A 23,468-nucleotide genomic window follows, 5' to 3' on the forward strand; every position below is an offset into this window, starting at 1 on the left:
ACAGCACAGCAGACCGAAACGGCGCCACTCCAGGTGGACGACTACATTCAGGCGTGGCACAACGGGAAGCTTTTCCACCAGGGGCGCGTGACCGACGTCGTCCGTTCACTGGACCTTATCTGGATCCTGGACGTGGGCACCGGAACGCGGAAGCTCCTCGATCCGGAAGCCCTGGAGATCGTCCGGGTTGAGGGCCCCGCCCTCTAGGGATTTTTGGGGGACGTTCCGCAGCATCCAAACGGCAAGCCCCACGATGGCCACCGCCAGACCCACCAGACCCAGCTGCAGCACCGTTTCCGGAAAGACGGTACGGAACGCGATGGGAATGACGCTCGCCATGTACAGGACCACCATGCCCTTCGGCACGCTCGAGCTGCGCCAAAGCGCCAGCATCAGGACCACCGTACCGAGCAGGAACAGCATGGAGACTACGGTCAGGGCGATGCCCAGCGGGCCGGCACGCAGGGCAGCCACCACCCCGGGATCAACATAGGGAAAGACAAGGTTGAGCACAAACTCCACCCCCACGAGGCCGGCCAATGCCACCACGGAGATCACCGCACCCGCGGCTCCCAGCGCTCGTGCCTGGTGGGAAACCAGCACATAGATCCCGAGCACCAGCCCGATCGCAGCGAGTTGGGCGACCGGAGCAGCCAGCTGCGTGAAAGAGGACGTGGGGATGACGCCTGCCCGCTTGGCGGCGTTCACCAGCAGGATGGCTGCGGAGAGAAATCCGGCCAACGCAAAAATCCTGATGAGGACGGCGGGCAGGTAAAGCTCAATTCTTGAGGACATCAGAGGCTCTTGACTACTCGTCATGCACGAAGCGCCGGCTGTTTCCAATCGACGTGACCCGGGCAGGGTGCCGGGGTCAGTTCGAAGCTACGGCGGGGCAGGGTGAGCGGGCATCACCACATGTGGTGATTGGGAGGGTGACTGGAGTCGGCAAAACCGGCGGCCAAATCAGGGCAGCCGCGCACCGACGTCGCGCTTTAGAATGGCGACATGACACCTCAGGAACTGGCCAACCTGGCGCACTTGCGCCGCGCCCGTGACCTGATCGACCGCGAGTACGCCAAGCCGCTGGACGTCCCCACCATGGCCGCCGGCGCCCTGATGTCCGCGGCGCATTTCTCCCGCCAGTTCAAGGCCGCCTACGGTGAGACGCCGTACAACTACCTCATGACCCGCCGGATAGAACGCGCCATGGCGCTGCTGCGCGCCGGCGCCAGCGTCACCGATGCGTGCATGGAAGTGGGCTCCACGTCGCTGGGTTCGTTCAGCTCGCGGTTCACCGAGATCGTGGGCATGACCCCCAGCGCCTACCGCGCCCGGGAGCACCATGCGGTAAAGGCCATGCCGTCCTGCATCGCCCGGCAGCACACCCGGCCCTCGCGCAAACCGAGCAGGATTGAAGAAGCGTCCCTGACGCCGCCGCAATAGCGTGGAAGACATGAACATTTCACTGAAATACGCACACGTCACCGTCAACGATCTCGATGAGTCCCTCGCGTTCTACCGCGACGCCCTCGGCTACGAAGTCCGGAACGACGTCGGCTCCGACGGACAGCGCTGGGTCACCCTGGGCAACGCCGCCCAGCCCGACCTCGAACTGGTCCTCTCCCCTCCGCACGCCGGCCGCTCCCAGGCCGACGGCGACGCCATCCAGGAACTGCTCACCAAGGGCGTGATGCCCATGCTCGTGTTCACCACGGACGATCTCGACGCCACCTTCGAGAAGCTCCGCGCATCCGGCGCCGAAGTCCTCCAGGAACCCATCGACCAGCCGTGGGGCCCGCGCGACTGCGCCTTCCGCGACCCCTCCGGCAACATGATCCGCATCAACCAGGGCTAGCGTCGCTCCCCCACCACCGGAGCGCACGACGTCGGCACCCAAGTTGGGTGCCGACGTCGTGCGTTTTGAAACGGCGCGGGGCAACTGTGTGACAGTTAGCACCTCCCAGTCTGTAACCGGTGCTGACCCGCGCACCTAGCTAGTAGCGAATTGGCCAGAGCAACGGCCCACACGCATGCCACTCGAACTCGGGGCCGTGGTAGACGTGCTGGAGGTGTGCGACGTACCACATCACCACGTCCGTGCCGTTGACTGGCTCACCGGTGATGTGCTGATACAGCCCGTCATCGCTGGCCGATCCCAGGCGCCCTCTCAGGTCTTCAGCGCCCCGGTAGGCTACGATCGCCCCATTCAGCCCGCCGAAAAAGTCGGGCCGCCCATCGAACTGTCCCCGATTGATCTTGTAGCCACGGTTCGATTTCTTGTTCAGAATCGCCCAGGAGGTGTTGGACGAGTAAATGGCCTCCTCGCCCACTAATGGCCGCCAACCCGGCCCGTAGCCCCAGTTTGTGGTCTGCCCCGGCGAGTACTCCAGTGGCAAGTTGTTCGAAGCCCCTTCGATGTCGAAGTCGAAGCGCCAGTACACATGATGCTGATGGGTGGACGGATGCTGCAGGCCGGCGCTGTGGAGCTGCGGCAGGATGAGTCCGTCGTGGCGGAAGAACCATCGGTTGAGGAGATGATATCTGCCGATCCGGTGATAGCTCTCCACCACCAGGTGACGGAAACCTCCCTGGAAGTGCTCGTAGACCTTGACGGGTCGATCCATGTTCCCGATGCTCAGTTGGTCCTTGTAAGGGCCGTTCCCAGAGTCGTAGCGGACCCGGATCATAGGCAAGCTTGCCTTGTGCAGGACCTTCCTGCCGCGGAAGACCACATCCCGAAAGGCGATGGCCTCGGTGTCCCCGTCGTTTAGCTCCCACAGGAACGTCCAGACCGGAGCCTCGGCAGGCCAACTCACACGTGCGAAAACGCTCATAGTGATGCCTCCTCCCTCGGTATCAGGCCGGTCTTGACGACCTCCCGGTTGCTGAGATCAACGATGGCAAAGGCCGTCGGGACGTACCTGTCCGCAGGTCCAAAGCGCAAGTCCACCACCCGATGCCCGAAGCGAGGGCTCTGAAAGTTCACGTCCTCGACAATCAGACTCACGGCGGGGTCGAGGTCAATGCCGGCGTCGGACAGCGGGTTCTCGGCACGCAGGATGGCCAGCGCCTCGCGGTGCTCGGCGTCGGTCACCGGTGGCTGATATCGCTTGACGCTCACATCGAGCACCGCCTTCCGGGCCGGATCGACCATCGCCTCCACAACGACATCGTCGGTGTAGTCGTAGATGATGACCAGGGGGAAGTCGGTCTCGCGATCCAAGGATCGCGTACCGATCTCCAGCACCTCGTAGCGTTTGTCCCGGAGATTTGATGCGACCGCTTCCGAAGCGAGGGCAACGTCCGCCGCTTCCCGGCGACTTTCATCGCTGATCCTGGGCTCCAAATACTCGACGTCGACCGGGGTGATGTTCGGCGGGGTCAGGTAGTGGCTGAAGTCTGGAACGTCGACGAACGGAGGATCGATAACGGGTCCCAGGTTGGGGATCTCGGCACTGAAGAGGTTCGGCGGCGGTAGCAGGTCGGAGGGCCGCCTGCCGGCGGTGTTCGTTTCTTCTCCATCGTCATTCGCCATGGAAGCTACTCCTCGCGTAGGGGTGAACGTCTGACTCAGCACACCGCGAGTGGCGCGACGTGTCACCCGTCATGGAATCAAACCCGCCGTTACGGTGGCGTTACCCGGGCGTTCCCGTTCCCCGTGACGAGAACGCCCGTCGTCCCCGGGTTCGGTCACCGCGTGCGGCCGCCAGGACGAGTGCGAAGGTTGCGAACAGGATCATGATCGCTGCCTCGAGGGCCATTACACAGAAGCTCCGGTCTCGTAGGAACTGAGGCTTTCGGAACGCCGCGCAGGGACAACCACAAGGGGTAGGCCTACTCCTTGCGGGCGGGCCTAAGATATCGTCATGCCGCTGCGCTTCTTCTCCCGCCGCCCGCGTTCCGTCCCGGAGCCCGGGCAGCTACGCCCCAAACGGCGACGGCGGGTGCTTCGGGTTATTGCGCGGGTTGCCCTGGTGCTGCTCGGGCTGGTGCTTGTCTCCACTGCTGCCAACCTCATCCTGGAAGGCGTTGAGCGCGCCAATGCCACTCCGTACGGCGAGCGCGTCCGGATCGAACAGGGAACCATCAACGTCTCCCGCGCAGGTGACACCGGGCCAACACTGGTGCTGCTCAGCGGGCTGGGCACCCCGGCGCCGGGGCTGGACTTCGCCCCGCTGGTCAGGGAGCTGGACGGGTACCGGACCGTGGTGGTGGAGGGGTTCGGCTACGGCTACAGCGACACGGACGTCAGGCCGCGGACCCTCGAGAACCAGTCCGAGGAACTCCATTCGGTGCTCTCCGCGCTGGGCATCAACGGGCCCTATGTTCTGGCGGGCCACTCCATCGGCGGCTTCACCACCCTGTACTACGCCAACAAGTACCCCGCGGAAGTGTCGGCGGTCATCGGCCTCGACGCCACTGTGCCTACCGCACCCGCTCCGCCGCCCGGCTCCGCGGCACCTGCCGATGCACCGCCGTCGGGCAATTTCTGGGAACGCCTGGCCTCCACCACCGGGCTGGTCCGCTGGGCTGCGGCGCTGGGCCTGGCCGATCCGGAGGGCAGCAGCTATACGCAGGCCGAAATTGAGCAGATGCGCATGCTCGCGAGCTGGAACTTCGGCAACGCGGCGGTGACCGATGAAACGAACCGGATCGGGGAAAACGCCGCGAAACTGCACGGCCTCAGCTACCCCAGCGGGCTTCCGGTGCTGCAGTTCCTGGCACAGGACACCATCGACCACCGGGCAGACTGGCTGAGCCTGCACGAACGCCAGCTGGAGAATGTGGCGCGGCATCAGCTGGTGGTGCTCGAGGGCCCGCACTACCTGCACTGGACCGAGGCCAAGGAGCTGGCGGACGGGATCGACGCGTTCCTGGGGGCAGGGGCTGGATAGGCGCAGGGACGATTAGGGGCGTCCGGGTTGTGGCTGCTCTCCGTTCGTCCTAGATTTGGGCATGACCATTTCCCCCGAACACGAGCTGCTCCTTGAGCTCCAGGACCTGATCATCGGCACGGGATCGGTAGCCGATTTCCTGGGCGGGCTGTCCAGCATTGCCGCCTCCTCACTCAGCCGTGCGGCCGGGACCACGGTGGAGTGCGGCGTCACCCTCCGGCACAACAAAAAAACGCGAACAGTCGGCGGCAGCACAGAGCGGGCCATCCACCTGGACAAGATCGAACAACAGGTGGGTGAGGGCCCCTGCATCGACGCCCTGAAAGTGAAGGCCCCCGTCCTCCTGGCAGACGTCCGGACGGACCCCCGCTGGCCCGTGTACCAGGAACGCCTGTTCGAGGAGGGTGTCCTGAGCGCCCTTGGTGTGCCTCTTGACCTCAGTGAGGACGCGACCGCTGCCCTGAACTTCTTCGCATCGACAACAGGCGTGTTCACCGAGGCGACCATCACTGAGGCTGTCAGCTTCGCCGGAGTCGCCCGCACCGCCGTCCGCCTGGCCGTGCGGGTGGCTAGCGCCGAAGGGGCAGCGGATGACCTGAGCGCCGCGATGGAAAGCCGCACCGCCATCAACCTCGCATGCGGCATCATCATGGGCCAGAACCGCTGCACCCAGAACGAAGCCATGGGCATCCTGATCAAGGTCTCCAGCCACCGGAACCAGAAGCTCCGGGACGTTGCCGAGGACATCGTCATTAAGATCTCGGGCGAGGAACCTACCACCTACTTCGACATGTAAGTCCCTGGTTTTCTCGGCTACGAGGATTTGGGCCTGGCCCGAATATGCATGCGCTCGCCCTGCTGTCCGAACAGGCTGATGAATTCGACGGGTTTGCCGTCAGCGCTGGCGAACCAGTGCGGGGTGCGGGTGTCGAACTCCGCCGCTTCGCCGGCGCGCAGTTCAAAGTCCTTCTCCCCCAGCACCAGGCGCAGCCGCCCATTGAGGATGTAGAGCCACTCGTACCCCTCGTGAACACGGGGATCGGGCTCGGCGCCGCGGGCACCGCCGTCGAGCACCATCTTGAACGCCTGCAGGCCGCCCGGGCGGCGCGTGAGGGGAACAGCCGTCATCCCCGCGTGGGTGATGGGCCGCATGTGGATCCGCGGATCCCCTGTGGGCGGGGCACCCACCAGATCATCGAGCGGCACCCCGTACAGCTGCGCCAGGGGCAGCAGGATCTCCAGGTTGGGCCTGCGCTGGCCGGATTCAAGGCGGGACAGCGTGCTCACAGAGATCCCCGACGAGGCTGACACTTCCCCGAGGGTGAGGTTCCGTTCCGTCCGGAGAGCCCGAAGCCGGGGACCCACCGCCCCGAGTACGTCATCAAGTTCATTGGCCATGTCCTGCATTTTGCCATAACAGCAAGAAAGTTTGCCAACAATTGGTGGTGCGCCCGAAGCTGGATTGACCGCCACTGATATTGGCGGCTCTCTCTCAGGACGTGAACGAAGGACAGGCACCATGGACACCACACGATACGACGCTGTGATTATTGGCGGCGGCGCCGCGGGACTCAGCGCGGCCACAACACTGGCCCGGGCGCTGCGCTCGGTGCTGGTCATTGATTCCGGCACGCCCCGCAACGCACCGGCGGCGGGTGTGCACGGCTATCTTTCCCGGGACGGCATGAACCCGCTCGAGCTGCTGGCCGCCGGGCGCAGCGAGGTGCTCTCCTACGGAGGGACGGTCCTCGACGGCGAAGCTGTTTCGGCCCGGCGGACGCCTTCCGGATTCGAGGTTGTGCTCGGGGATTCCCGCCGGTTCACCGGGCGACGACTCCTGGTGACCACCGGCCTGGCCGACGGGCTGCCGCCCATCGACGGGCTGCGCGAACAGTGGGGACAGGGCGTGGTGCACTGCCCCTACTGCCACGGCTGGGAAATCCGCGGGCAACGGATCGGCGTGCTGGGCACGGGCCCGCTGTCCATCCATCAGGCGCTGATGTTCAGGCAGTGGTCCCCCGACATCACCCTGTTCCTCAACGACACGGTTTCTCCCACGGACGAGGAGTGGGAGAAACTCGCTGCCCGGTCAGTCCGTGTGGTTGGGGGTGCCGTGGCCTCTGTCGACTCTGTGGACGGTGTCCTTACGGGGGTCTCTTTGCGGGAGGGTTCGTCGTTTTCCGTGGAGGCCCTGGCCGTCGGGTCACGGATGGAAGCCAGGTCCGCGCTGCTGGAATCCCTTGGGCTTGCTTCGCAGGTGCACCCGTCGGGGGCCGGACGGTTTATCGAGACCGACGCCATGGGTGCCACGGCGGTTCCGGGCGTGTATGCGGCCGGCAACGTCTCCAATCTGATGGCCCAGGTGATCACCGCGGCATCCGAGGGTGTGATGGCCGGCGCGAGGATCAACGCCGACCTCATAGAGGAGGAGACCCGCTGGGCGGTGGAGGGGCGTTTCGGTCCCTTCTCAGCCGCTTCCGAAGCGGCTGTGTCCGAGGCCGTGCTGGGCGGGCAGCGCCACGGCCTGGCAAGGTAGGGTGACGGCATGGAACTCCGACTCGAAGTTGTTCAGGTGCCCGTTTCCGATGTGGACCGCGCCAAGGCCTTCTACACTGACCAGCTCGGCTTCGTGCTCGATCACGACGTCGAACACATTCCCGGGATGCGCGTTGTCCAGCTGACCCTGCCGGGCTCCGCCGCCTCAATTGTGATCGGCACCGGCATGAACAGCATGGTGCCGGGCAGCCTTGAGGGTCTTCAGCTGGTGGTGCCGGACATGGCCGAGGCCCGCACCGAGCTGGTCCGCCGCGGCGCCCCCGTCAGCGAGCCCCAGGACATGGGCGGGTTCCTCTTCGCTTCCGTCAGCGACCCGGATGGCAACAAGTGGGTTATCCAGGAGATTCCGGCGCGGTAGAACGCTTCCGAATAACCGGAACATCAGGTTACGGCTGGGTCATTTTTTGTAGACCTCGAGCCTGTGCGCAACCCGCGCGACGGTGACGGTCAACACCTCGTCATGGATCTCGTACAGCACACGGTAGTCCGCAATTCGCACCCTCCAGGCGTTCTGCTCGCCTACAAGTTTCTTGCATCCGGCCGGGCGCGGATCCTCTGCAAGGGCCGCGACAGACGAGAGTATTCTTCGACGCACACCAGCGTCCAGCTTGCGGATTTCTTTGGCTGCGCCGGTGGTGAATTCGACCGCGTAGCCGGCCACGCCTAGAGGTCAGCCTGAAGCTCGGCCAGGCTGACGCGAGTGCCATCGTCTTCGGCCTTGGCTGCACGGAATTCCGCAAGATCAACTGCGTCCTCAAGCGCTTCCAGCCGTGCGAAATCCTCAACGCCTATCAGGAAAGCGACCGGTTTGCCATGACGTGTTATTTGAACGCGCTCATGCCCGTAGTTTGCCCTGTTGACAACATCAGGCAAGTGCTCGCGCAGGGCGCCGACAGTGACCGAGTTGGGATCAATTTCCATCCTTGTAGGGTACACCGAAAGTACATTTCGTACAGAACTTACGAAATGATGCAAAGGTACAAAAGCCAGGCTACGGCAGCCTCCCAAAAAACGAGTACTCACTACTCGTGCGTCCCAGTACTCAGGTTCGTATGCTGTGGGGGTACCGACTCTGGGGGTTTGGCGCATGCTAATTGAACAACATAAGACCTGGCTTGGCTCCGGTTCGGGAGCCTTGCTGGACATCCATGGGCATTCGGAGGCCGCACTGGCGCGGGCTCTGGTCCGGATCACTGTCAGTGCGGTCGGTGATCTTGCCGGTTCGCCGGTGGAAGGCACCGTGACGCTGGTGCGCCCGGACGGGACACCGTGCACGGTGGCACACGGCGAGGGTCCCGCCGTCGAGCTTTCCCGCTGGGACCAGCGCACCGGCGCCGGTCCCACAGGGCGTGCCCTTGGCGGCCGGCTGTCCATCGTCCTCAACCACCGCCGCCCGGACCAGCGGTGGCCCGAGTACGTCGGCAACCTTACGGCGGCAGGTTTCCGGTCCGCCGTCGCGATCCCGCTCCAACTGGAACGCGGGTACACCGCCGCGCTGACGCTCTACTCCGCGACCCCGAACATGTTCGCGCCGGAGATTGCGGGCAAGGTCCTGGTCTTCTCGGGCGTGGCTGCCAAAAGCCTCCGGCTCGCGCTGAAATACCGCGCAAACCTCGCCGTGTCCGCGGAGAACCGCGCCACACTGGCCGCCCGCACCGCAGTCGACACAGCCTGCGGGGTGATCATGGGACGGAACCAGTGCTCCTACGAGACGGCGTTCCAGATCCTCACCCAGACTTCGAGGCAGCGGAACCTCACGGTCCGCGAGGTGGCCGAGGACCTCCTGCGGGTCATGCCCGGCGGGGTGCCGGCCGCGTACTTCAAAGCGCGGGCCTGAGGTTTCGCGTCCCCCCCTCTCCCCCAAATGTAAGTAGCGCCAACTGTCGTTATGAGGGCTCAAAACGACAGTTAGCGCGACCTAGTTGGGTGGGGACGCGCGGAAACGGTCAGCGCAGAATAACTGTCCGCCCGCCGTCGAGCATTACCCGGCCCTCACAGTGCCAGCGGACCGCGTTGGACAGCGCCTTGCACTCGGCATCGCGGCCCACCCGGACCAGGTCCTCGGCGGTGTGCGTGTGGTCCACCTCGATGACCTGCTGGGCGATGATGGGTCCCTCATCCAGCTCGGCGTTGACGTAGTGCGCCGTGGCGCCGACGGTTTTGACGCCGCGGTCGTACGCCTGGTGGTACGGCTTCGCTCCCTTGAAGCTGGGCAGGAACGAGTGATGGATGTTGATGGTTTTGCCCGTCAGCTTCGCGGACAGCTCGTCGCTGAGGACCTGCATGTAGCGGGCCAGGACAACAAGCTCCACATCAAACTCGTCCACGAGTTCCAGCAGCCGCGCTTCCTGCGCCGGCTTGGTCTCCTTGGTGACCGGCAGGTGGAAGAACGGGATGCCATGCCACTTGACCAAGTCCTCGTGATCTGTGTGGTTGGACACCACAGCCACGATGTCCACCGGCAAGTCACCCGTGCGGGCGCGGAACAGCAGGTCGTTGAGGCAGTGCCCGAACTTGGACACCATCACCAGCACCCGGCGCTTGCGGCCGTGCGGCTCCAGCTGCCAGTTCATTTTCCACTCGCCCGCCAGGGGTTCGAAGTCGCGGCGGAGCTCCTCGGTGGTGAACTCCTTCTTCCCGGCCGCAAAGTGCACCCGCATAAAGAACTGCCGGGCGTGCCGGTCACCGAAATGCTTGGTGTCGATGATGTCGCAGTCGTGGTCGAGCAGGAACCCGGTGATCGCGTGGACGATGCCCGGCGATTCGGCACAGTTGACTGTGAGGACGTGTTCGGTCTCCATCTAGCTCTCCCGTGCAGCCTTCGCGTCGGCGAGCTCTGCGTCTGCCTTGGCGTCGGCTATAACCTTCTCGCCGGCGAGGGCCTGCTGGAACTCCGCGTAGCGGGCCAGGTGGGACGGCCGCTTGCGCAGGATGAACCAGGCGACGCCGAGGATGACGAACCAGATGGGCGTCACCAGAAGCGCGGTCAACGTGTCCGGCTGCGTGGTCAGGGCCCACAGGACGAAGGCGAAGAACGCGAACACCAGCCAGACCATGGGGATGCCGCCGGGCATCTTGAACTTGGACGCCGTGTGCAGGTGCGGGCGGCGTGAGCGGAACTTCAGGTAGCTGGCCAGGATGATCGACCAGACAAAAACGAAGCAGACGGCAGCCACGGTGGTGACCATGTCGAAGGCCTTGGCGATGTCCTTGCCCGCATACATTAGGACGATGCCGGAGAGCAGCAGGATGCAGGAGAGGAACAGGGCGTTCTGCGGAACCTTGCGGGTGGAGAGCCGGCTGAACACACCGGGCGCGTCGCCTTCCTGGGCCAGGCCGTAGACCATGCGGGAGGTGGAGTAGATGCCGGAGTTGGCCGAGGACATGGCAGAGCTGAGCACCACCAGGTTCACGATGGTGGCCGCGGCGCCGAGGCCTGCCAGGGAGAACATGGCGATGAACGGGCTGTGGCCGGCCTGGAACTGGGTCCACGGGGTGACGGACATGAGGATGATGAGGGCGCCCACGTAGAAGAGCAGGACGCGGATGGGGATGGAGTTGATGGCCTTGGGCAGGTTCTTCTCCGGGTCCTTGGCCTCGGCGGCGGTGGTGCCCACGAGCTCAATGCCCACGAAGGCGAACACGGCGATCTGGAAGCCGGCAACAAAGCCCATGAATTCGTTCGGGAACATGCCGCCGTGGCTCCACAGGTTGGTGAAGGTGGCAGGGCCGGCGTCGGACTGGAAACCGCTGAAGATCATAAACAGTCCCACGATGATGAGCGCGGCGATGGCGATGATCTTGATCAGCGCGAACCAGAACTCAGTCTCACCGAACGCCCGCACCGTTGCGAGGTTCAGGACCAGCAGGATGACCACGGTGGCGATGCCCGGGATCCACAACGGGACGCCCGGCCACAGTTCCTCCGAGTAGGCGGCAATGGCGATGACGTCCGCGATGCCCGTGATCACCCAGCAGAACCAGTAGGTCCAGCCGGTGAAGAAGCCGGCCCACGGGCCCAGCAGGTCAGCGGCGAAGTCGCTGAAGGACTTGTAGTTCAGGTTGGAGAGCAGCAGCTCGCCCATGGCCCGCATAACGAAAAACAGCATAAAGCCGATGATCATGTAGACGAAGATGACGGACGGGCCGGCCGCCGAAATGGTCTTGCCTGAGCCCATGAACAGGCCGGTGCCGATGGCGCCGCCAATGGCGATCAGCTGGATGTGCCTGTTGCTGAGCTGGCGCTCAAGGTGGGGTGTTTCCTGGGAAACGGTGGATTTAGATGTCACGTGCTGCTCCTCGAATCAATTCTGGCTGGAGTGCTTTTGTGGAAGACGCGGCCGCTTCGTTGGGAACCGCGTCCAGATTGTTGAAACTGTAAAGATGGATCCCTGCGATGCCGGGCTGGTTTTCCAGCGCCGCCACCAGGGCGTCGGGTGAGTAGCGGTCGCCGCTGAGGAGCTTGCGCGCCAGCGGGCCTTTGCGGCTGAGGAACTTCAGGGAACTTCCGACGCCGATCTTCGTGGCAAGTGCCACCAGCTTGGTCCGCGGCACGGACCCCGCCACACCCGCCCAGACGGGCAGGTCCACTCCTTCGCGGCGCAGGAGCGCCGCGAAATCGAGGATTTTCGGGGCGTCGAAACACATCTGGGTGACAACGCTCGTGGCCAGGTGCTGCTTGCCCTGCAGGGCATCGATGAGGTCCAGGGCGGCCACCGTCGGGTGGCCTTCCGGGTAGCCTGCCACCCCTGCGCGCATCATGCCCCCGGTGTACTGGGCGATGTCTTCGAGCACCGGCAGCGCGGACTCGTACGGGCCGGCAGGGTTCTTCCGGTCACCGCCGATCACAAACACTTCTTTGATGCCGGCCACGTCGCAGTCGCGGAGGATTCCGGTCAGCTCGGCACGGCTCTGCAGGCTGCGTGCAGCCAGGTGCGGGATGACCTTGTAGCCGTGCGTGGCCAGCTCCACCGAGGCGCGGACGGTGCGTTCGATGCCGTGGTGGGGCAGGCAGGTCATGGTCAGTGTGGTGGTTCGGGGAACCAAATCCTGGACCAGGTCCACGATCCCGGCCGAGGGGATGATTTCGATTCGTGTAGGGAACATCGTTGGTCCTTTCTGGGTATCGGCTCGTGTTTTGGGCGCGGTTCAGTGGGCGCGGTTCAGCTCGTGCTGCCGGCGCGGGTCACCCGGCGCGGGCGGCGCGGGTCAGCTGGCGTGTGCGGCGAGCAGGGAGCTGGCTTCCTGGCGGGTGCTGCCGGAGGACTCGATGTGGGCGAGTTCGGCGGGGATTTCCCAGCCCTTCTTGCGCATCGCGGTGGCCCAGAGCCGGCCGGCCCGGTAGGAGGACCGGACCAAGGGCCCAGACATGACGCCGAGGAACCCGAGTTCGGTGGCCTCGTCCTGGAGGTCCACGAACTCCTGGGGCTTGACCCAGCGGTCCACCGGCAGGTGCCGCTCGGACGGGCGCAGGTACTGGGTGATGGTGATCAGGTCACAGCCGGCCTCATGCAGATCCCGCAGCGCTTCGGAGATCTCCTCGCGGGTCTCGCCCATGCCCAGGATCAGGTTGGACTTGGTCACCATGCCCAGGGCCCGGCCCTGGGTGATGACATCCAGGGACCGCTCGTACCGGAACGCCGGCCGGATCCGCTTGAAAATCCGCGGCACCGTCTCGACGTTGTGCGCGAACACCTCGGGCTTGGAATCGCAGATCGCCGCGATGTGCTCGGGCTTGCCGGAGAAGTCCGGGATCAGCAGCTCCACCCCGGTGCCCGGGTTCAGCTCATGGATCTTCCGGACCGTCTCCGCGTACAGCCACACCCCCTCATCGGCGAGGTCATCGCGGGCCACCCCGGTCACGGTGGCGTAGCGCAGCTGCATGGCCTGGACACTCCGGGCCACCTTCGTGGGCTCGAACATGTCCACCGGGGAAGGCTTGCCGGTATCGATCTGGCAGAAATCACAGCGACGGGTGCACTCGGACCCGCCGATCAGGAACGTGGCTTCCTTGTCTTCCCAGCACTCAAAAATGTTCGGGCAACCGGCCTCCTCACAGACCGTGTGCAGGCCTTCCTTTTTGACCAGGTTCTTGAGCTGGACATACTCAGGACCCATCTGGACCTTGGCCTTGATCCACTCCGGCTTCCGCTCCACGGGTACAGCGGAGTTACGCTGCTCAACGCGCAGCAGCTTCCGGCCTTCTGGTGCCAATGTCATCAGTACTCTTTCCTTAGCATTCCACTACGTTGACGGCGAGGCCGCCCATGGCTGTTTCCTTGTACTTGGAGCTCATGTCCCTGCCGGTTTCCCGCATGGTCACAATCACCTCGTCGAGGGACACGCGGTGCGTGCCGTCTCCCCAGAGCGCCATCTTCGCCGCGTTGATGGCCTTCGCCGCCGCGATGGCGTTCCGCTCGATGCAGGGAACCTGCACCAGGCCGCCGATCGGATCGCACGTCAGGCCCAGGTTGTGTTCCATCGCGATTTCCGCGGCGTTCTCCACCTGCTGCGGTGTGCCGCCCATGACCTCCGCGAGCCCTGCCGCCGCCATCGACGACGCCGAGCCCACCTCGCCCTGGCAGCCCACCTCGGCGCCCGAAATGGACGCCTGTTCCTTGTAAAGCACCCCGATGGCACCGGCCACGAGCAGGAACTTGACCACAACGTCGTCGCGGTCTTCCTGCGTTGCCTTATCCATTCCGGGCGCAAAATGCAGCGCGTAATAGAGTACCGCGGGGATGATGCCGGCCGCGCCATTGGTGGGCGCGGTGACCACGCGGCCGCCGGACGCGTTCTCCTCGTTGACCGCCAGGGCGATCAGGTTCACCCATTCCTGCCAGTACTTGGGGTCCCGGTCCTTGTCCTCCTTGAGGAGGCGTTCGTGCCAGTCAGGCGCACGACGGCGGACCTTCAGTCCCCCGGGCAGCAGCCCCTCGCGCTTGAGGCTGACTTCCACGCACTCCTCCATGACGGAGTAGATGTGCAGCAGCCCCTCGCGGATCTCTTCCTCGGTGCGGGAGGCACGTTCGTTGACGAACATGATCTCGCCGATGGACAGACCCTTGGACTGGCACCGGCCCAGCAGCTCCGCCGCGGTGCGGAAGGGCAGCGGCAGCTCCTTCTTGGACTCGTCGAGCTCCTTCAGGGCCGCGTCCTCTTCGCCTTCGCGGACAATGAAGCCGCCGCCGACGGAGAAGAACGTGGCCTTGTGCAGCTCCTCACCGTTTTCGTCGGTGACCGTGAACGTCATGCCGTTGGTGTGGCGCGGCAGGATGGTCAGCGGGCGCAGGATGATGTCCTTCACGCCGTAGGGAAGCTGGACGCCTCCCCCTTCACCGGCGCCGGCAAGGTTCAGCATCCCGGTCTCGGCAATCGCGGCGAGCCGCTCCTCCACCTCGGCCGGCAGGATCTTTTCGGGATGGAACCCCTCAAGACCCAGCAGGATGGCCGTCATGGTGCCATGGCCGTGGCCCGTTGCAGCGAGCGACCCGTACAGGTCCACCCGCAGCCCCGCCACTTTCTCCAGGACGCCGGCGCCCCGGAGCTCTTCGGCAAACACGGCAGCAGCCCGCATGGGCCCAACCGTGTGCGAGCTCGAAGGCCCGATCCCGACGGAGAACAAATCAAAGACTCCAACGGCCATGTGCATTTCCTAACTAACTAATTCTTCGTGATGCGGCACCGCAGTACACGGTGCCGCACGAGGTGCCGGCCGGAGCCGGACTTTTCGAAAGCGTGCGTCAAAGCGAGGAACTGGGCCCACACCGTCAGGGTTCCCTGGCCGAGCTTGCGAGGCTAGGGGGACGGTGGGGCGCAGCACGCGTGAAAAGTCCGGTCCGCCGGCACCGGGGTTGCTAGAGCCCCGGGTACAGGGGGTGGGCTGCGGCGAGAGCCTCAACCCGGTGACGGAGACCGGAAAGGTCCGCGTCGGCGTCGGCAATCAGTGCCTCGGCGATGATGTCCGCAACTTCACGGAACGCTGCCTCGCCGAAACCACGGGTGGCCAGGGCGGGGGTGCCGATCCGGAGACCGGAGGTGACCATCGGGGGGCGGGGATCGAACGGCACGGCGTTGCGGTTGACGGTGATGTCAATCGCGGCCAGGCGGTCCTCGGCCTGCTGGCCGTCGAGCTCGCAGCTGCGCAGGTCAACCAGGACAAGGTGGACGTCGGTGCCGCCGGAAATCACGGAGATTCCCTTGGCCGTGACGTCCGGCTGGACCAGGCGGTCGGCCAGGATGCCGGCACCCAACAGGACGCGCTCCTGGCGTTCCTTGAACTCCGGCGTGGCGGCGATCTTGAAGGCCACCGCCTTGCCGGCGATGACGTGCTCCAGCGGCCCGCCCTGCTGGCCCGGGAAGACAGCAGAGTTGATCTTCTTGGCGATCGCGGGATCGTTGGAGAGGATGATGCCGCCGCGCGGACCGGCGAGGGTCTTGTGCGTGGTGGAGGTAACAACGTGGGCGTGCGGCACCGGGCTCGGGTGCAGGCCGGCTGCCACCAGGCCTGCGAAGTGCGCCATGTCCACCATCAGGTAAGCTCCCACCAGATCAGCGATCCGGCGGAACTCGGCGAAGTCCAGCTGGCGGGCGTATGCCGACCAGCCGGCAACGATCAGCTGCGGCTTGGTCTCCAGCGCCAGGCGCTCCACCTCGGCCATGTCAATGGTGTGGGTGTCTTCGCGGACCTGGTACGGGACCACGTTGTAGAGCTTGCCGGAGAAGTTGATCTTCATGCCGTGCGTGAGGTGCCCGCCGTGAGCCAGGTTCAGGCCCATGATGGTATCGCCCGGCTTGATCAGCGCGTGCATCACCGAGGCGTTGGCCTGTGCACCGGAGTGCGGCTGCACGTTGGCGAAGTCTGCACCGAAGAGTGCCTTGACGCGGTCGATGGCCAGCTGCTCGATGACGTCCACGTGCTCGCAGCCACCGTAGTAGCGCTTGCCCGGGTAGCCCTCGGCGTACTTGTTGGTCAGGACCGAGCCCTGCGCCTGCATGACCGCGACGGCGGTGTGGTTCTCCGAGGCGATCATTTCCAGGCCGTCACGCTGGCGGCCCAGTTCGTCGTTGATCTTGACGGCGATTTCCGGGTCCAGTACGGACAGGTCCGCGTCCAGGCTGGCGGAGACTACCTGCTCGAAGACTGTGTCGGTGCCTGCGGCCGCGGCAGCCGCGATCACAGTTCGCCGCCGTTGGCCTCGGCGTATTCCTGCGCGGACAGCAGCGGGCCCTCTTCGGTCACGGTGACCTTGAACAGCCAGCCGGCACCGTACGGATCGGAGTTGATCAGGGCGGGATCGCTGACGGCTTCGTCGTTGATCTCGGTGACCTCGCCGGTGACCGGGGAGTACAGGTCAGAGACGGACTTGGTGGACTCGATCTCGCCACAGGTGTCCCCTGCGGTCACAGTGGAACCAACCTCGGGCAGGTCCACGTACACAATGTCGCCCAGTGCTTCGGCAGCAACGGCGGACACACCAATCACGGCAGGACCGTCTCCGTCAGCGGCGATCCACTCGTGCTCAGCGGAGTACTTCAGTTCAGCGGCAACCTTGGCCATGTCTTGTGTTCCTTAAGTTTGGAGGTATCGGAAAGTGAGAGAGCGTTCGCCCAAAACCCACATTAAGTGAGAGAGCGTTCGCCCAAAACCCACATTAAGTGAGAGAGCGTTCGGGGGTGCTGGGGCCGAGGGGCCGGCGGCCCGGGGTTTTCGAAAGCGTGCGTCAAAGCGACGAAGGAGCAGCACGCGTGAAAACTCCGGGTTGCCGGTTCCGGACCCACCCCCCGGAGGGACTACTTTTGGCGCTTGTAGAACGGCAGGGCGATGACCTCGAAAGGTTCTGCCTTGCCGCGCAGGTCGACGTCCAGTGCGGTGCCCAGTTCGGCGTGTTCGACGTCGACATAGGCCAGTGCAACAGGGTACCCGAGCGTGGGGCTGGGCTGGCCCGAGGTGACTTCGCCGACGACGTTGCCGTCCTTGAGGACCGGGTAGCCGCCACGGCCGGCGCGGCGGCCGAGGCCCTTCAGGCCCACAAGCTTCCGCTTGGAACCGGCTGCCTTGGAGGCTTCCAGTGCGGAGCGGCCCACGAAGTCGCCTTCCTTGGACTTGAGCGCCACAACGCCGCCGAGGCCGGCATCGAACGGTGAACGTTCCAGGGAGAGCTCGTTGCCGTACAGCGGCATGCCGGCTTCCAGGCGCAGCGAGTCGCGGGACGCGAGGCCGCACGGAATGATGCCGAACTCTTCCCCTGCTTCGGCGACCTTCGCCCACAGGTCCGCGGCGCCGTCGTTCGGTACAAAGAGCTCGAAGCCGTCCTCGCCGGTGTAGCCGGTGCGGGCCAGGATGACGTTGTGGCCGGCGACGGTGAGCTCGTTGAACGCGTAGTACTTCAGGTCGGTGACCAGCGCGTGCTGGGCCTCATCGGTCAGCTTGAGCAGGATGGCCTCGGCCTTGGGACCCTGGACGGCCACCAGCGAGGTTGCAGCGGAAGCGTCCTCAACCTTCACGTCGAAGTCCGCTGCGCGCTCGGCGAGAGCGGCGGCGACGGTGGGGGCGTTGCCCGCGTTGGGGACCACGAGGTACTTCTCGTCGCCGAAGCGGTAGACGATCAGGTCATCGATGATGCCGCCGTCGGGGTTGCAGATCAGCGAGTACTTGGCCTTGCCATCGGCGACGGCGGAGAGCTTGCCCACCAGGGCGTAATCCAGGAACTCGCCGGCTGCGGGGCCGGTGACCCAGACTTCGCCCATGTGGGAGAGGTCGAACAGGCCGGCAGCGTTGCGGACTGCGTGGTGCTCGGCGAGCTCGGAGCTGTACTTCAGGGGCATCTGCCAGCCACCGAAATCGGTGAAGGAGGCGCCGAGTTTCTTGTGCTCTTCGTAGAGAGCGGTGTACTTCTCAGTCATGATCGGAATCCTTAGTTTTCGAACTCGGAGAGCGGCGGGCAGGAGCAGATGAGGTTACGGTCTCCGCCGGCGCCGTCGATCCGGCCCACCGGGGGGAAGTACTTGTCCTGCTTGAGGTGGTGGACGGGGAAGACGGCCTGCTCACGGGAGTACTCGCGAGTCCAGTCAGAAATTACGACGGCGGCCGCTGTGTGCGGTGCGTTGCGCAGCGGCGAGTTCTCCACGGTGAAGTCACCGGCAGCGACCTGGTCGATTTCCTTGCGGATGGTGATCATCGCGTCGATGAACCGGTCGATCTCGGCCAGGTCCTCGGACTCGGTGGGCTCCACCATCAGCGTGCCCGCGACCGGGAACGCCAGGGTAGGGGCGTGGAAACCGTAATCGATCAGGCGCTTGGCCACATCCTCGGCCGTCACGCCCGTCTTGGCGGTCAGTTCGCGCAGGTCCAGGATGCACTCGTGCGCCACCAGACCGCCCTCACCGGTGTAGAGGACCGGGAAGTACTCGTTCAGGCGGGCCGCAACATAGTTCGCCGCGAGCAGCGCCGACTTCGTCGCTTCCTTCAGGCCCTCGGCACCCATGAGCTTCACATAGGCCCAGGAGATCGGCAGGACACCGGCGGAGCCGAAGTTCGACGCGCTGATCGCCACGCCGTGGCCTTCCTGGTGGGCTGCCTTGTTCGCGTCCCCGGGCATGAACGGGGCCAGGTGGGCTTTCGCCGCGACCGGGCCAACACCGGGTCCGCCGCCGCCGTGCGGGATGCAGAAGGTCTTGTGCAGGTTCAGGTGCGAGACGTCCCCGCCGAACTTGCCCGGCTGGGCCAGCCCAACGAGGGCGTTCAGGTTCGCACCGTCCACATAGACCTGCCCGCCCGCGGCGTGCACGGCGTCGCAGATCTCGGTCACGTCCGCGTCATACACCCCGTGGGTGGAGGGGTAGGTGATCATGATCGCGGAGAGGGCGTCCTTGTGCGCCTCGATCTTCGCGTACAGGTCCGTGTGGTCAATGGTGCCGTCCGCCGCGGTGGCGACAACAACAACCTTCATGCCGGCCAGGACCGCGGACGCGGCGTTGGTGCCGTGCGCGGAGGCCGGGATCAGGCAGACGTTGCGCTGCGCATCGCCGTTGGCCCGGTGGTACCCGCGGATCGCCAACAACCCGGCGAGTTCGCCCTGGGACCCGGCGTTCGGCTGCAACGAGACCTGGTCATAGCCGGTGATCTCGGCCAGGTCGTCTTCCAGGCCCTTGATCAGTTCGCGCCAGCCCACGGTCTGGGACTCAGGGGCGAACGGGTGGATCGAGGCGAACTCCGGCCAGGAAATCGCCTCCATCTCCGCGGTCGCGTTCAGCTTCATCGTGCACGAACCCAGCGGAATCATGGTCCGGTCCAGCGCCAGGTCACGGTCCGAGAGCTTGCGGATGTAACGCAGCAGCTGCGTCTCGGAACGGTGCGTGTTGAACACCGGGTGCTGCATAAATTCGGAGGTGCGGAGCACCTCTGCGGGCAGCTCGAAGCCCTTGGCCTCGACTACCGGGCCGGCGCCGAAGGCGACGGCAACAGCGGACAGGACATCCGCCGTCGTGGTTTCATCAACGGACACACCGATGGTGTCCTCGTCGATGTGGCGCAGGTTGATCCCGCGTGCTTCGGCGGCGGCGATGACCTTGGCGGCCTTGCCCGGGACGGACACGGTGACGGTGTCGAAGAAGGTCTCGGTGGCCAGGTCGCGGCCGGCGACCCTGAGGGTGGTGGCGAGGGCGCGGGCGTGGTTGTGGACGCGTTCGGCGATGGCCTTCAGCCCGTCCGGGCCGTGGTAGACGGCGTAGAACGAGGACACGATGGCCAGCAGGGCCTGCGCGGTGCAGATGTTCGAGGTCGCCTTCTCCCGGCGGATGTGCTGCTCGCGGGTCTGCAGCGCCAGACGGTACGCCGGCAGGCCGGCGTCGTCCTTCGACACACCCACGAGGCGGCCGGGCATGGACCGCTCCAGCCCCTTCGCCACCGCCATGTAGGCCGCGTGCGGGCCGCCGAAGAACAGCGGCACCCCGAAACGCTGGGTGGAACCGACCGCGATGTCCGCGCCCTGCTCACCGGGAGGGGTGATCAGGGTCAGCGCCAGCAGGTCCGCCGCGACCGTGACCAGAGCACCGCGCTCCTTGGCAGCCTTGATGACCTCGGCGTGGTTGAACACCCGGCCGGAGACGCCGGGCTGCTGCAGCACGATGCCGTTGATGACACCCTCGGGCAGGCCCTTGGACAGGTCAGCGACCTCCACCTCGAAACCGAGGGCCTCGGCGCGGCCCTTCACGATCGCGATGGTCTGCGGCATCACATCCGCATCCAGGACGGTCTTGCCCTCCACGGCGGCCTTGTTTTTGTTCGCCCGGCGCATCATCAGCACGGCCTCGGCCACGGCGGTCGCTTCATCCAGCAGCGACGCGTTGGCGATGGGGAGTCCGACGAGGTCCTGGACCATGGTCTGGAAGTTCAGCAGCGCCTCGAGCCGGCCCTGGGAAATCTCGGGCTGGTAGGGGGTGTACGCGGTGTACCAGGCCGGCGCTTCAAGGATGTTCCGGCGGATCACGGCAGGGGTCACCGTGTCGTAATAGCCCTGGCCGATCATCTGGACCGCGGTCTTATTCTTGCCGGCGAGCTTGCGCAGCTCAGCCAGGACTTCAACCTCACTGAGGGCGTCCTTGAGGGCAAGCGGCTTGGCCTGGCGGATGGAGTCGGGGACGGCAACGTCAACGAGGCCATCAACGGTGTCATAGCCGACGGCCTTGAGCATTGTTTCGATGTGCGACTGGCTGCGCGCACCGATATGCCGGTCGGCGAAGGTGGTGGGGGACGACTGAACTGTCATGAAAGGAACTCCATAATTCAGGTGGCGTCCGCTGGGTACGCCACATTGATTCGGGTTCCTCCCCACTCTGTAGGGAACCTGAGAGTTTCCGCGTCCACCTGTTTTTGCAGGATTTCGCTTGCACCGTCGGTGAGCCCGTTGCCGGACTGCTTTCCAGAGTTGCCTAACCGCGGCGGTACGGGGGCCTGAGAGATTCCTGGGGAGGATTTGCTCCTACGGCGCCTGCTGAACGTACCGGCAGAACTCTCCCGCCGCAGATCAAAAGCATGTGCCACATAGTCCGTGACACGCCTCACAGCTTACCGTGAACGGTGTCCGCAAGCAATTTCCCGGGGCGCGCGCAGGTCATGATGGGACGGGCGTCACGCTCCCCCGGCATCGATTGCTCCGCAAGGGCCCTTTTGGGACTCGAAAAGGACCTCTACGGAGCAATCGATCGACGATGACGCCGCCGCTCCCTTGGCGGGCTACGCGTCGGTGCCCTTGCCCCGCCGTCGTTCGTTGCGGCGCAGCTGCAGGATGCGGGCTCCGCCGGCGATGGCCACAAGGATTCCGCCGCCCACGGCAGCGATGAAGAAAGCCACACCCTGGGCGAGGCTGCCCTCCCAGCCGAGGAACCTGACGGCGACCATGTCCTGGTTCTGGATAAAGAAGATGATCAGGAGCACCAGCACCGCCAGGCTGACCGCCACGGCACTCCAGATGACTGCGGCCCGGGTGGTGCGGGTCCTGTCAGCGGCAGTTTTGGGAGCCGCGGTCCTGGGAGCCGGCGCAGCAGGCGCGGCGGGCCGTTCCGCAGGCTGGGAAGGCTGGGCGGGAGGCACGGCTGAAGGTCGAAGCGGTTCTTCTGAGCTCATATCGCCATTGTCCCCCCGCGCAGGAGCTTTCGGGGGCAACCGGGCCGGTGGCAGCGCGGGGTGGTGCGGGTCAGGCCTGGACGTCGGCGGCCAGCGGCTGGCCGTTGTAGTACTCCAGCTGCCAGCCCTCGTGGACGTGATGGTGGGCGAGGTTGAGCACGGCGTTGTCGATGCTGTGCAGGGTGCGGCCGATGGCACGGCTGAGGCTCACCCGCAGGAGCGTGCCGTGGGCGACAACCAGGACGCGGCGGCCACGGAACTCCTCGGCCAGTTCCTCCAGGGCGGCCAGTCCGCGGCTCGCCGCAGCATCTTCGCTCTCGGCGCCCTGGAATCCGCCCGGAATGCGCAGGGCCTCCAGTTCGGGGCCGGCCTGCAGCCCTTCCGCCCGGCCGAAGCTCCGCTCGGTGAGCGCGGGGACGTGCCGGGCCACACTGAGACCAAGCCCCTCGGCAATCAGGTTGGCGGTTTCCGCGGCACGGCTCAGGGGCGAGGTCACCACGGCGTCCCAGTCATGGCCCGAAAGGTTGGCGACGGCGTCCCGCGCCTGGCCGCGGCCGACGTCGTTCAGTGGAATGTCAGTGGCGCCCTGCAGGCGGCGCTGCGCGTTCCAGTCAGTCTGGCCGTGGCGGACGAGGGCGAACGTCGTGAGGGTCATGCCTTCCATTGTCCCCGACGGCGGGAGCCTGCCGGCGCAGGGCGGCCTGCCCTGGCCCTCAATCCTGGTGCGGTGCAGATCCCGACAGCGCATCGATCAGCTTGAGCCCCCGCTTGGCCCATTCGATTTCCGTCTCCGCGCGGGCAATCAGGCCTTCGTAAGTGAAGACTTTGTATTCGATGGTGCGTTGACGGTCGGTTTCGGGGGTGGCAGCCAGTCGCTTGCTCAACATCTCGTTTGTTCCTGCCCGCAACTCGGTGATCATGTCCGCCCACTGATCGCGACGCATCGTGTGATAGTCGATATGGGCCCGCATGTGCTCCCGCGCCACAGCGGGTTCCGCCCACTCCAGGTAGGCGGCCTTCAGGTGCACGGGATCGCGCTCACGGGAGTACTCCAGCGGCTCGTGCATCCAGGTACGGAACGCGGCCCGGCCGTCGTCGGTCATCCGGTACTGCGTCTTCTTGCCGCGGGGCCCCCACGAAACCTCCTCGGCTTGCAGCAGTCCCTCCTTCGCCATCTTCCGCAGCTCCGGATAGATCTGCGAATCAGGCGCATGCCAGACGAAGGCAACCGAGGACTCAAATCGCTTGGCCAGGTCGTAACCGGTCATGGGTTCCACGGAAAGCAAAGCCAGAAGCGCGTAACGAAGACTCACGGGTAAATCCTTTCAGGGTCTTGCCAACTAACTATATCTATAGCTAGTGTGTGATCCAAGCCACCAACTATGGACATA

Annotated in this window: 25 protein-coding genes and 1 riboswitch; of the genes, 7 read left to right on the top strand and 18 right to left on the bottom strand. The window is 65.2% G+C overall.

Annotated features, from left to right (window positions below):
- Positions 1 to 105: 105 nt before the first annotated feature.
- On the bottom strand, positions 106 to 795 hold the full coding sequence (locus IDT60_RS15035) for a hypothetical protein (protein WP_191079649.1): 690 nt from the start codon (positions 793 to 795) through the stop codon (positions 106 to 108).
- Positions 796 to 1,005: 210 nt separating this feature from the next.
- Here IDT60_RS15035 and IDT60_RS15040 point away from each other — a divergent pair, with 210 nt between their 5' ends.
- Both IDT60_RS15040 and IDT60_RS15045 read left to right on the top strand, forming a co-directional pair.
- The gene (locus IDT60_RS15040) at positions 1,006 to 1,443 is read left to right on the top strand and encodes a helix-turn-helix transcriptional regulator (RefSeq protein ID WP_191079650.1); all 438 of its coding nucleotides are present in this window, start codon (positions 1,006 to 1,008) and stop codon (positions 1,441 to 1,443) included.
- Positions 1,444 to 1,453: 10 nt separating this feature from the next.
- Positions 1,454 to 1,855, top strand: coding sequence for a VOC family protein (locus IDT60_RS15045; protein WP_164205405.1), 402 nt, complete (start codon positions 1,454 to 1,456; stop codon positions 1,853 to 1,855).
- A gap of 139 nt (positions 1,856 to 1,994) precedes the next feature.
- On the opposite strand, the gene IDT60_RS15050 is transcribed toward IDT60_RS15045, so the two are convergent.
- Positions 1,995 to 2,834, bottom strand: coding sequence for a hypothetical protein (locus tag IDT60_RS15050; protein ID WP_191079651.1), 840 nt, complete (start codon positions 2,832 to 2,834; stop codon positions 1,995 to 1,997).
- Positions 2,831 to 3,535, bottom strand: coding sequence for a hypothetical protein (locus IDT60_RS15055; RefSeq protein ID WP_191079652.1), 705 nt, complete (start codon positions 3,533 to 3,535; stop codon positions 2,831 to 2,833). Before IDT60_RS15055 ends, IDT60_RS15050 begins: the two co-directional genes overlap by 4 nt.
- Positions 3,536 to 3,866: 331 nt before the next feature.
- Between IDT60_RS15055 and IDT60_RS15060 the strand changes: the two genes are divergently transcribed.
- Together IDT60_RS15060 and IDT60_RS15065 are read left to right on the top strand one after the other, a co-directional pair.
- A complete protein-coding gene (locus IDT60_RS15060; RefSeq protein ID WP_191079653.1) occupies positions 3,867 to 4,895 on the top strand; it encodes an alpha/beta fold hydrolase in 1,029 nt (342 codons plus the stop codon).
- A gap of 61 nt (positions 4,896 to 4,956) precedes the next feature.
- The gene (locus IDT60_RS15065) at positions 4,957 to 5,691 is read left to right on the top strand and encodes a GAF and ANTAR domain-containing protein (RefSeq protein WP_191079654.1); all 735 of its coding nucleotides are present in this window, start codon (positions 4,957 to 4,959) and stop codon (positions 5,689 to 5,691) included.
- A gap of 17 nt (positions 5,692 to 5,708) precedes the next feature.
- Here the strand turns inward: IDT60_RS15065 and IDT60_RS15070 are convergent, their stop codons facing one another.
- On the bottom strand, positions 5,709 to 6,293 hold the full coding sequence (locus IDT60_RS15070; RefSeq protein WP_191079655.1) for a helix-turn-helix domain-containing protein: 585 nt from the start codon (positions 6,291 to 6,293) through the stop codon (positions 5,709 to 5,711).
- Positions 6,294 to 6,414: 121 nt separating this feature from the next.
- On the opposite strand from IDT60_RS15070, the gene IDT60_RS15075 reads away from it, so the two are divergent.
- Together IDT60_RS15075 and IDT60_RS15080 are read left to right on the top strand one after the other, a co-directional pair.
- Entirely contained in the window at positions 6,415 to 7,431 is a 1,017-nt protein-coding gene (locus IDT60_RS15075; protein WP_191079656.1) for an NAD(P)/FAD-dependent oxidoreductase, read from the top strand.
- A 9-nt stretch (positions 7,432 to 7,440) separates the two neighbouring features.
- Positions 7,441 to 7,809, top strand: a complete 369-nt coding sequence (locus IDT60_RS15080) for a VOC family protein (protein WP_191079657.1) — start codon at positions 7,441 to 7,443, stop codon at positions 7,807 to 7,809.
- A gap of 39 nt (positions 7,810 to 7,848) precedes the next feature.
- On the opposite strand, the gene IDT60_RS15085 is transcribed toward IDT60_RS15080, so the two are convergent.
- Together IDT60_RS15085 and IDT60_RS15090 are read right to left on the bottom strand one after the other, a co-directional pair.
- A complete protein-coding gene (locus tag IDT60_RS15085) occupies positions 7,849 to 8,112 on the bottom strand; it encodes a type II toxin-antitoxin system RelE/ParE family toxin (protein ID WP_191079658.1) in 264 nt (87 codons plus the stop codon).
- Positions 8,113 to 8,114: 2 nt separating this feature from the next.
- Positions 8,115 to 8,372 (bottom strand): type II toxin-antitoxin system Phd/YefM family antitoxin, encoded by a 258-nt coding sequence (locus IDT60_RS15090; RefSeq protein ID WP_191079659.1) that lies wholly within the window; start codon positions 8,370 to 8,372, stop codon positions 8,115 to 8,117.
- A 166-nt stretch (positions 8,373 to 8,538) separates the two neighbouring features.
- On the opposite strand from IDT60_RS15090, the gene IDT60_RS15095 reads away from it, so the two are divergent.
- Positions 8,539 to 9,288 carry a GAF and ANTAR domain-containing protein gene (locus IDT60_RS15095; RefSeq protein ID WP_191079660.1) on the top strand — a complete coding sequence of 250 codons (750 nt, stop codon included), beginning with the start codon at positions 8,539 to 8,541 and terminating at the stop codon, positions 9,286 to 9,288.
- A 109-nt stretch (positions 9,289 to 9,397) separates the two neighbouring features.
- On the opposite strand, the gene purU is transcribed toward IDT60_RS15095, so the two are convergent.
- The 12 genes from purU to IDT60_RS15155 form a co-directional block, all read right to left on the bottom strand.
- Positions 9,398 to 10,252, bottom strand: a complete 855-nt coding sequence (gene purU / locus IDT60_RS15100; RefSeq protein ID WP_191079661.1) for a formyltetrahydrofolate deformylase — start codon at positions 10,250 to 10,252, stop codon at positions 9,398 to 9,400.
- Complete coding sequence (gene cycA, locus IDT60_RS15105) at positions 10,253 to 11,740, bottom strand: D-serine/D-alanine/glycine transporter (RefSeq protein ID WP_191079662.1); 1,488 nt, start codon at positions 11,738 to 11,740, stop codon at positions 10,253 to 10,255. It lies immediately after the preceding gene.
- Complete coding sequence (locus tag IDT60_RS15110) at positions 11,730 to 12,557, bottom strand: methylenetetrahydrofolate reductase (protein ID WP_191079663.1); 828 nt, start codon at positions 12,555 to 12,557, stop codon at positions 11,730 to 11,732. The genes cycA and IDT60_RS15110 overlap by 11 nt, the downstream gene beginning before the upstream one ends.
- 102 nt (positions 12,558 to 12,659) lie before the next feature.
- On the bottom strand, positions 12,660 to 13,670 hold the full coding sequence (gene lipA, locus IDT60_RS15115; RefSeq protein WP_191079664.1) for a lipoyl synthase: 1,011 nt from the start codon (positions 13,668 to 13,670) through the stop codon (positions 12,660 to 12,662).
- A 13-nt stretch (positions 13,671 to 13,683) separates the two neighbouring features.
- Positions 13,684 to 15,096 (bottom strand): L-serine ammonia-lyase, encoded by a 1,413-nt coding sequence (locus tag IDT60_RS15120; RefSeq protein WP_164203421.1) that lies wholly within the window; start codon positions 15,094 to 15,096, stop codon positions 13,684 to 13,686.
- 211 nt (positions 15,097 to 15,307) lie between these two features.
- Positions 15,308 to 16,630 (bottom strand): serine hydroxymethyltransferase, encoded by a 1,323-nt coding sequence (gene glyA / locus IDT60_RS15125; protein ID WP_305072119.1) that lies wholly within the window; start codon positions 16,628 to 16,630, stop codon positions 15,308 to 15,310.
- Positions 16,627 to 17,010, bottom strand: a complete 384-nt coding sequence (gene gcvH, locus IDT60_RS15130) for a glycine cleavage system protein GcvH (RefSeq protein WP_164205383.1) — start codon at positions 17,008 to 17,010, stop codon at positions 16,627 to 16,629. Before gcvH ends, glyA begins: the two co-directional genes overlap by 4 nt.
- A 233-nt stretch (positions 17,011 to 17,243) precedes the next feature.
- Positions 17,244 to 18,356, bottom strand: coding sequence for a glycine cleavage system aminomethyltransferase GcvT (gene gcvT, locus IDT60_RS15135; protein ID WP_191079665.1), 1,113 nt, complete (start codon positions 18,354 to 18,356; stop codon positions 17,244 to 17,246).
- A gap of 11 nt (positions 18,357 to 18,367) precedes the next feature.
- Positions 18,368 to 21,220: an aminomethyl-transferring glycine dehydrogenase gene (gene gcvP / locus IDT60_RS15140; protein ID WP_191079666.1), complete on the bottom strand. Its 2,853-nt coding sequence runs from the start codon at positions 21,218 to 21,220 to the stop codon at positions 18,368 to 18,370.
- 163 nt (positions 21,221 to 21,383) lie between these two features.
- Positions 21,384 to 21,481, bottom strand: a riboswitch (glycine riboswitch).
- 206 nt (positions 21,482 to 21,687) lie between these two features.
- A complete protein-coding gene (locus tag IDT60_RS15145; RefSeq protein ID WP_191079667.1) occupies positions 21,688 to 22,077 on the bottom strand; it encodes a lipopolysaccharide assembly LapA domain-containing protein in 390 nt (129 codons plus the stop codon).
- Between the two features lie 70 nt (positions 22,078 to 22,147).
- Complete coding sequence (locus IDT60_RS15150) at positions 22,148 to 22,732, bottom strand: histidine phosphatase family protein (RefSeq protein ID WP_191079668.1); 585 nt, start codon at positions 22,730 to 22,732, stop codon at positions 22,148 to 22,150.
- Between the two features lie 58 nt (positions 22,733 to 22,790).
- The gene (locus IDT60_RS15155; RefSeq protein ID WP_191079669.1) at positions 22,791 to 23,390 is read right to left on the bottom strand and encodes a PadR family transcriptional regulator; all 600 of its coding nucleotides are present in this window, start codon (positions 23,388 to 23,390) and stop codon (positions 22,791 to 22,793) included.
- Positions 23,391 to 23,468: the final 78 nt, after the last annotated feature.

The sequence above is a fragment of the Pseudarthrobacter sp. BIM B-2242 genome (genome assembly GCF_014764445.1).
GTDB lineage: Bacteria > Actinomycetota > Actinomycetes > Actinomycetales > Micrococcaceae > Arthrobacter > Arthrobacter luteus_A.

What these genes read in the sequence shown, in the direction of transcription:
- IDT60_RS15035 (WP_191079649.1), bottom strand. Translation starts at nt 795, where the DNA reads ATGTCCTCAAGAATTGAGCTTTACCTGCCCGCCGTCCTCATCAGGATT.
- IDT60_RS15040 (WP_191079650.1), top strand. Translation starts at nt 1,006, where the DNA reads ATGACACCTCAGGAACTGGCCAACCTGGCGCACTTGCGCCGCGCCCGT.
- IDT60_RS15045 (WP_164205405.1), top strand. Translation starts at nt 1,454, where the DNA reads ATGAACATTTCACTGAAATACGCACACGTCACCGTCAACGATCTCGAT.
- IDT60_RS15050 (WP_191079651.1), bottom strand. Translation starts at nt 2,834, where the DNA reads ATGAGCGTTTTCGCACGTGTGAGTTGGCCTGCCGAGGCTCCGGTCTGG.
- IDT60_RS15055 (WP_191079652.1), bottom strand. Translation starts at nt 3,535, where the DNA reads ATGGCGAATGACGATGGAGAAGAAACGAACACCGCCGGCAGGCGGCCC.
- IDT60_RS15060 (WP_191079653.1), top strand. Translation starts at nt 3,867, where the DNA reads ATGCCGCTGCGCTTCTTCTCCCGCCGCCCGCGTTCCGTCCCGGAGCCC.
- IDT60_RS15065 (WP_191079654.1), top strand. Translation starts at nt 4,957, where the DNA reads ATGACCATTTCCCCCGAACACGAGCTGCTCCTTGAGCTCCAGGACCTG.
- IDT60_RS15070 (WP_191079655.1), bottom strand. Translation starts at nt 6,293, where the DNA reads ATGGCCAATGAACTTGATGACGTACTCGGGGCGGTGGGTCCCCGGCTT.
- IDT60_RS15075 (WP_191079656.1), top strand. Translation starts at nt 6,415, where the DNA reads ATGGACACCACACGATACGACGCTGTGATTATTGGCGGCGGCGCCGCG.
- IDT60_RS15080 (WP_191079657.1), top strand. Translation starts at nt 7,441, where the DNA reads ATGGAACTCCGACTCGAAGTTGTTCAGGTGCCCGTTTCCGATGTGGAC.
- IDT60_RS15090 (WP_191079659.1), bottom strand. Translation starts at nt 8,372, where the DNA reads ATGGAAATTGATCCCAACTCGGTCACTGTCGGCGCCCTGCGCGAGCAC.
- IDT60_RS15095 (WP_191079660.1), top strand. Translation starts at nt 8,539, where the DNA reads ATGCTAATTGAACAACATAAGACCTGGCTTGGCTCCGGTTCGGGAGCC.
- purU (WP_191079661.1), bottom strand. Translation starts at nt 10,252, where the DNA reads ATGGAGACCGAACACGTCCTCACAGTCAACTGTGCCGAATCGCCGGGC.
- IDT60_RS15110 (WP_191079663.1), bottom strand. Translation starts at nt 12,557, where the DNA reads ATGTTCCCTACACGAATCGAAATCATCCCCTCGGCCGGGATCGTGGAC.
- lipA (WP_191079664.1), bottom strand. Translation starts at nt 13,670, where the DNA reads ATGACATTGGCACCAGAAGGCCGGAAGCTGCTGCGCGTTGAGCAGCGT.
- IDT60_RS15120 (WP_164203421.1), bottom strand. Translation starts at nt 15,096, where the DNA reads ATGGCCGTTGGAGTCTTTGATTTGTTCTCCGTCGGGATCGGGCCTTCG.
- gcvH (WP_164205383.1), bottom strand. Translation starts at nt 17,010, where the DNA reads ATGGCCAAGGTTGCCGCTGAACTGAAGTACTCCGCTGAGCACGAGTGG.
- gcvT (WP_191079665.1), bottom strand. Translation starts at nt 18,356, where the DNA reads ATGACTGAGAAGTACACCGCTCTCTACGAAGAGCACAAGAAACTCGGC.
- gcvP (WP_191079666.1), bottom strand. Translation starts at nt 21,220, where the DNA reads ATGACAGTTCAGTCGTCCCCCACCACCTTCGCCGACCGGCATATCGGT.
- IDT60_RS15145 (WP_191079667.1), bottom strand. Translation starts at nt 22,077, where the DNA reads ATGAGCTCAGAAGAACCGCTTCGACCTTCAGCCGTGCCTCCCGCCCAG.
- IDT60_RS15150 (WP_191079668.1), bottom strand. Translation starts at nt 22,732, where the DNA reads ATGACCCTCACGACGTTCGCCCTCGTCCGCCACGGCCAGACTGACTGG.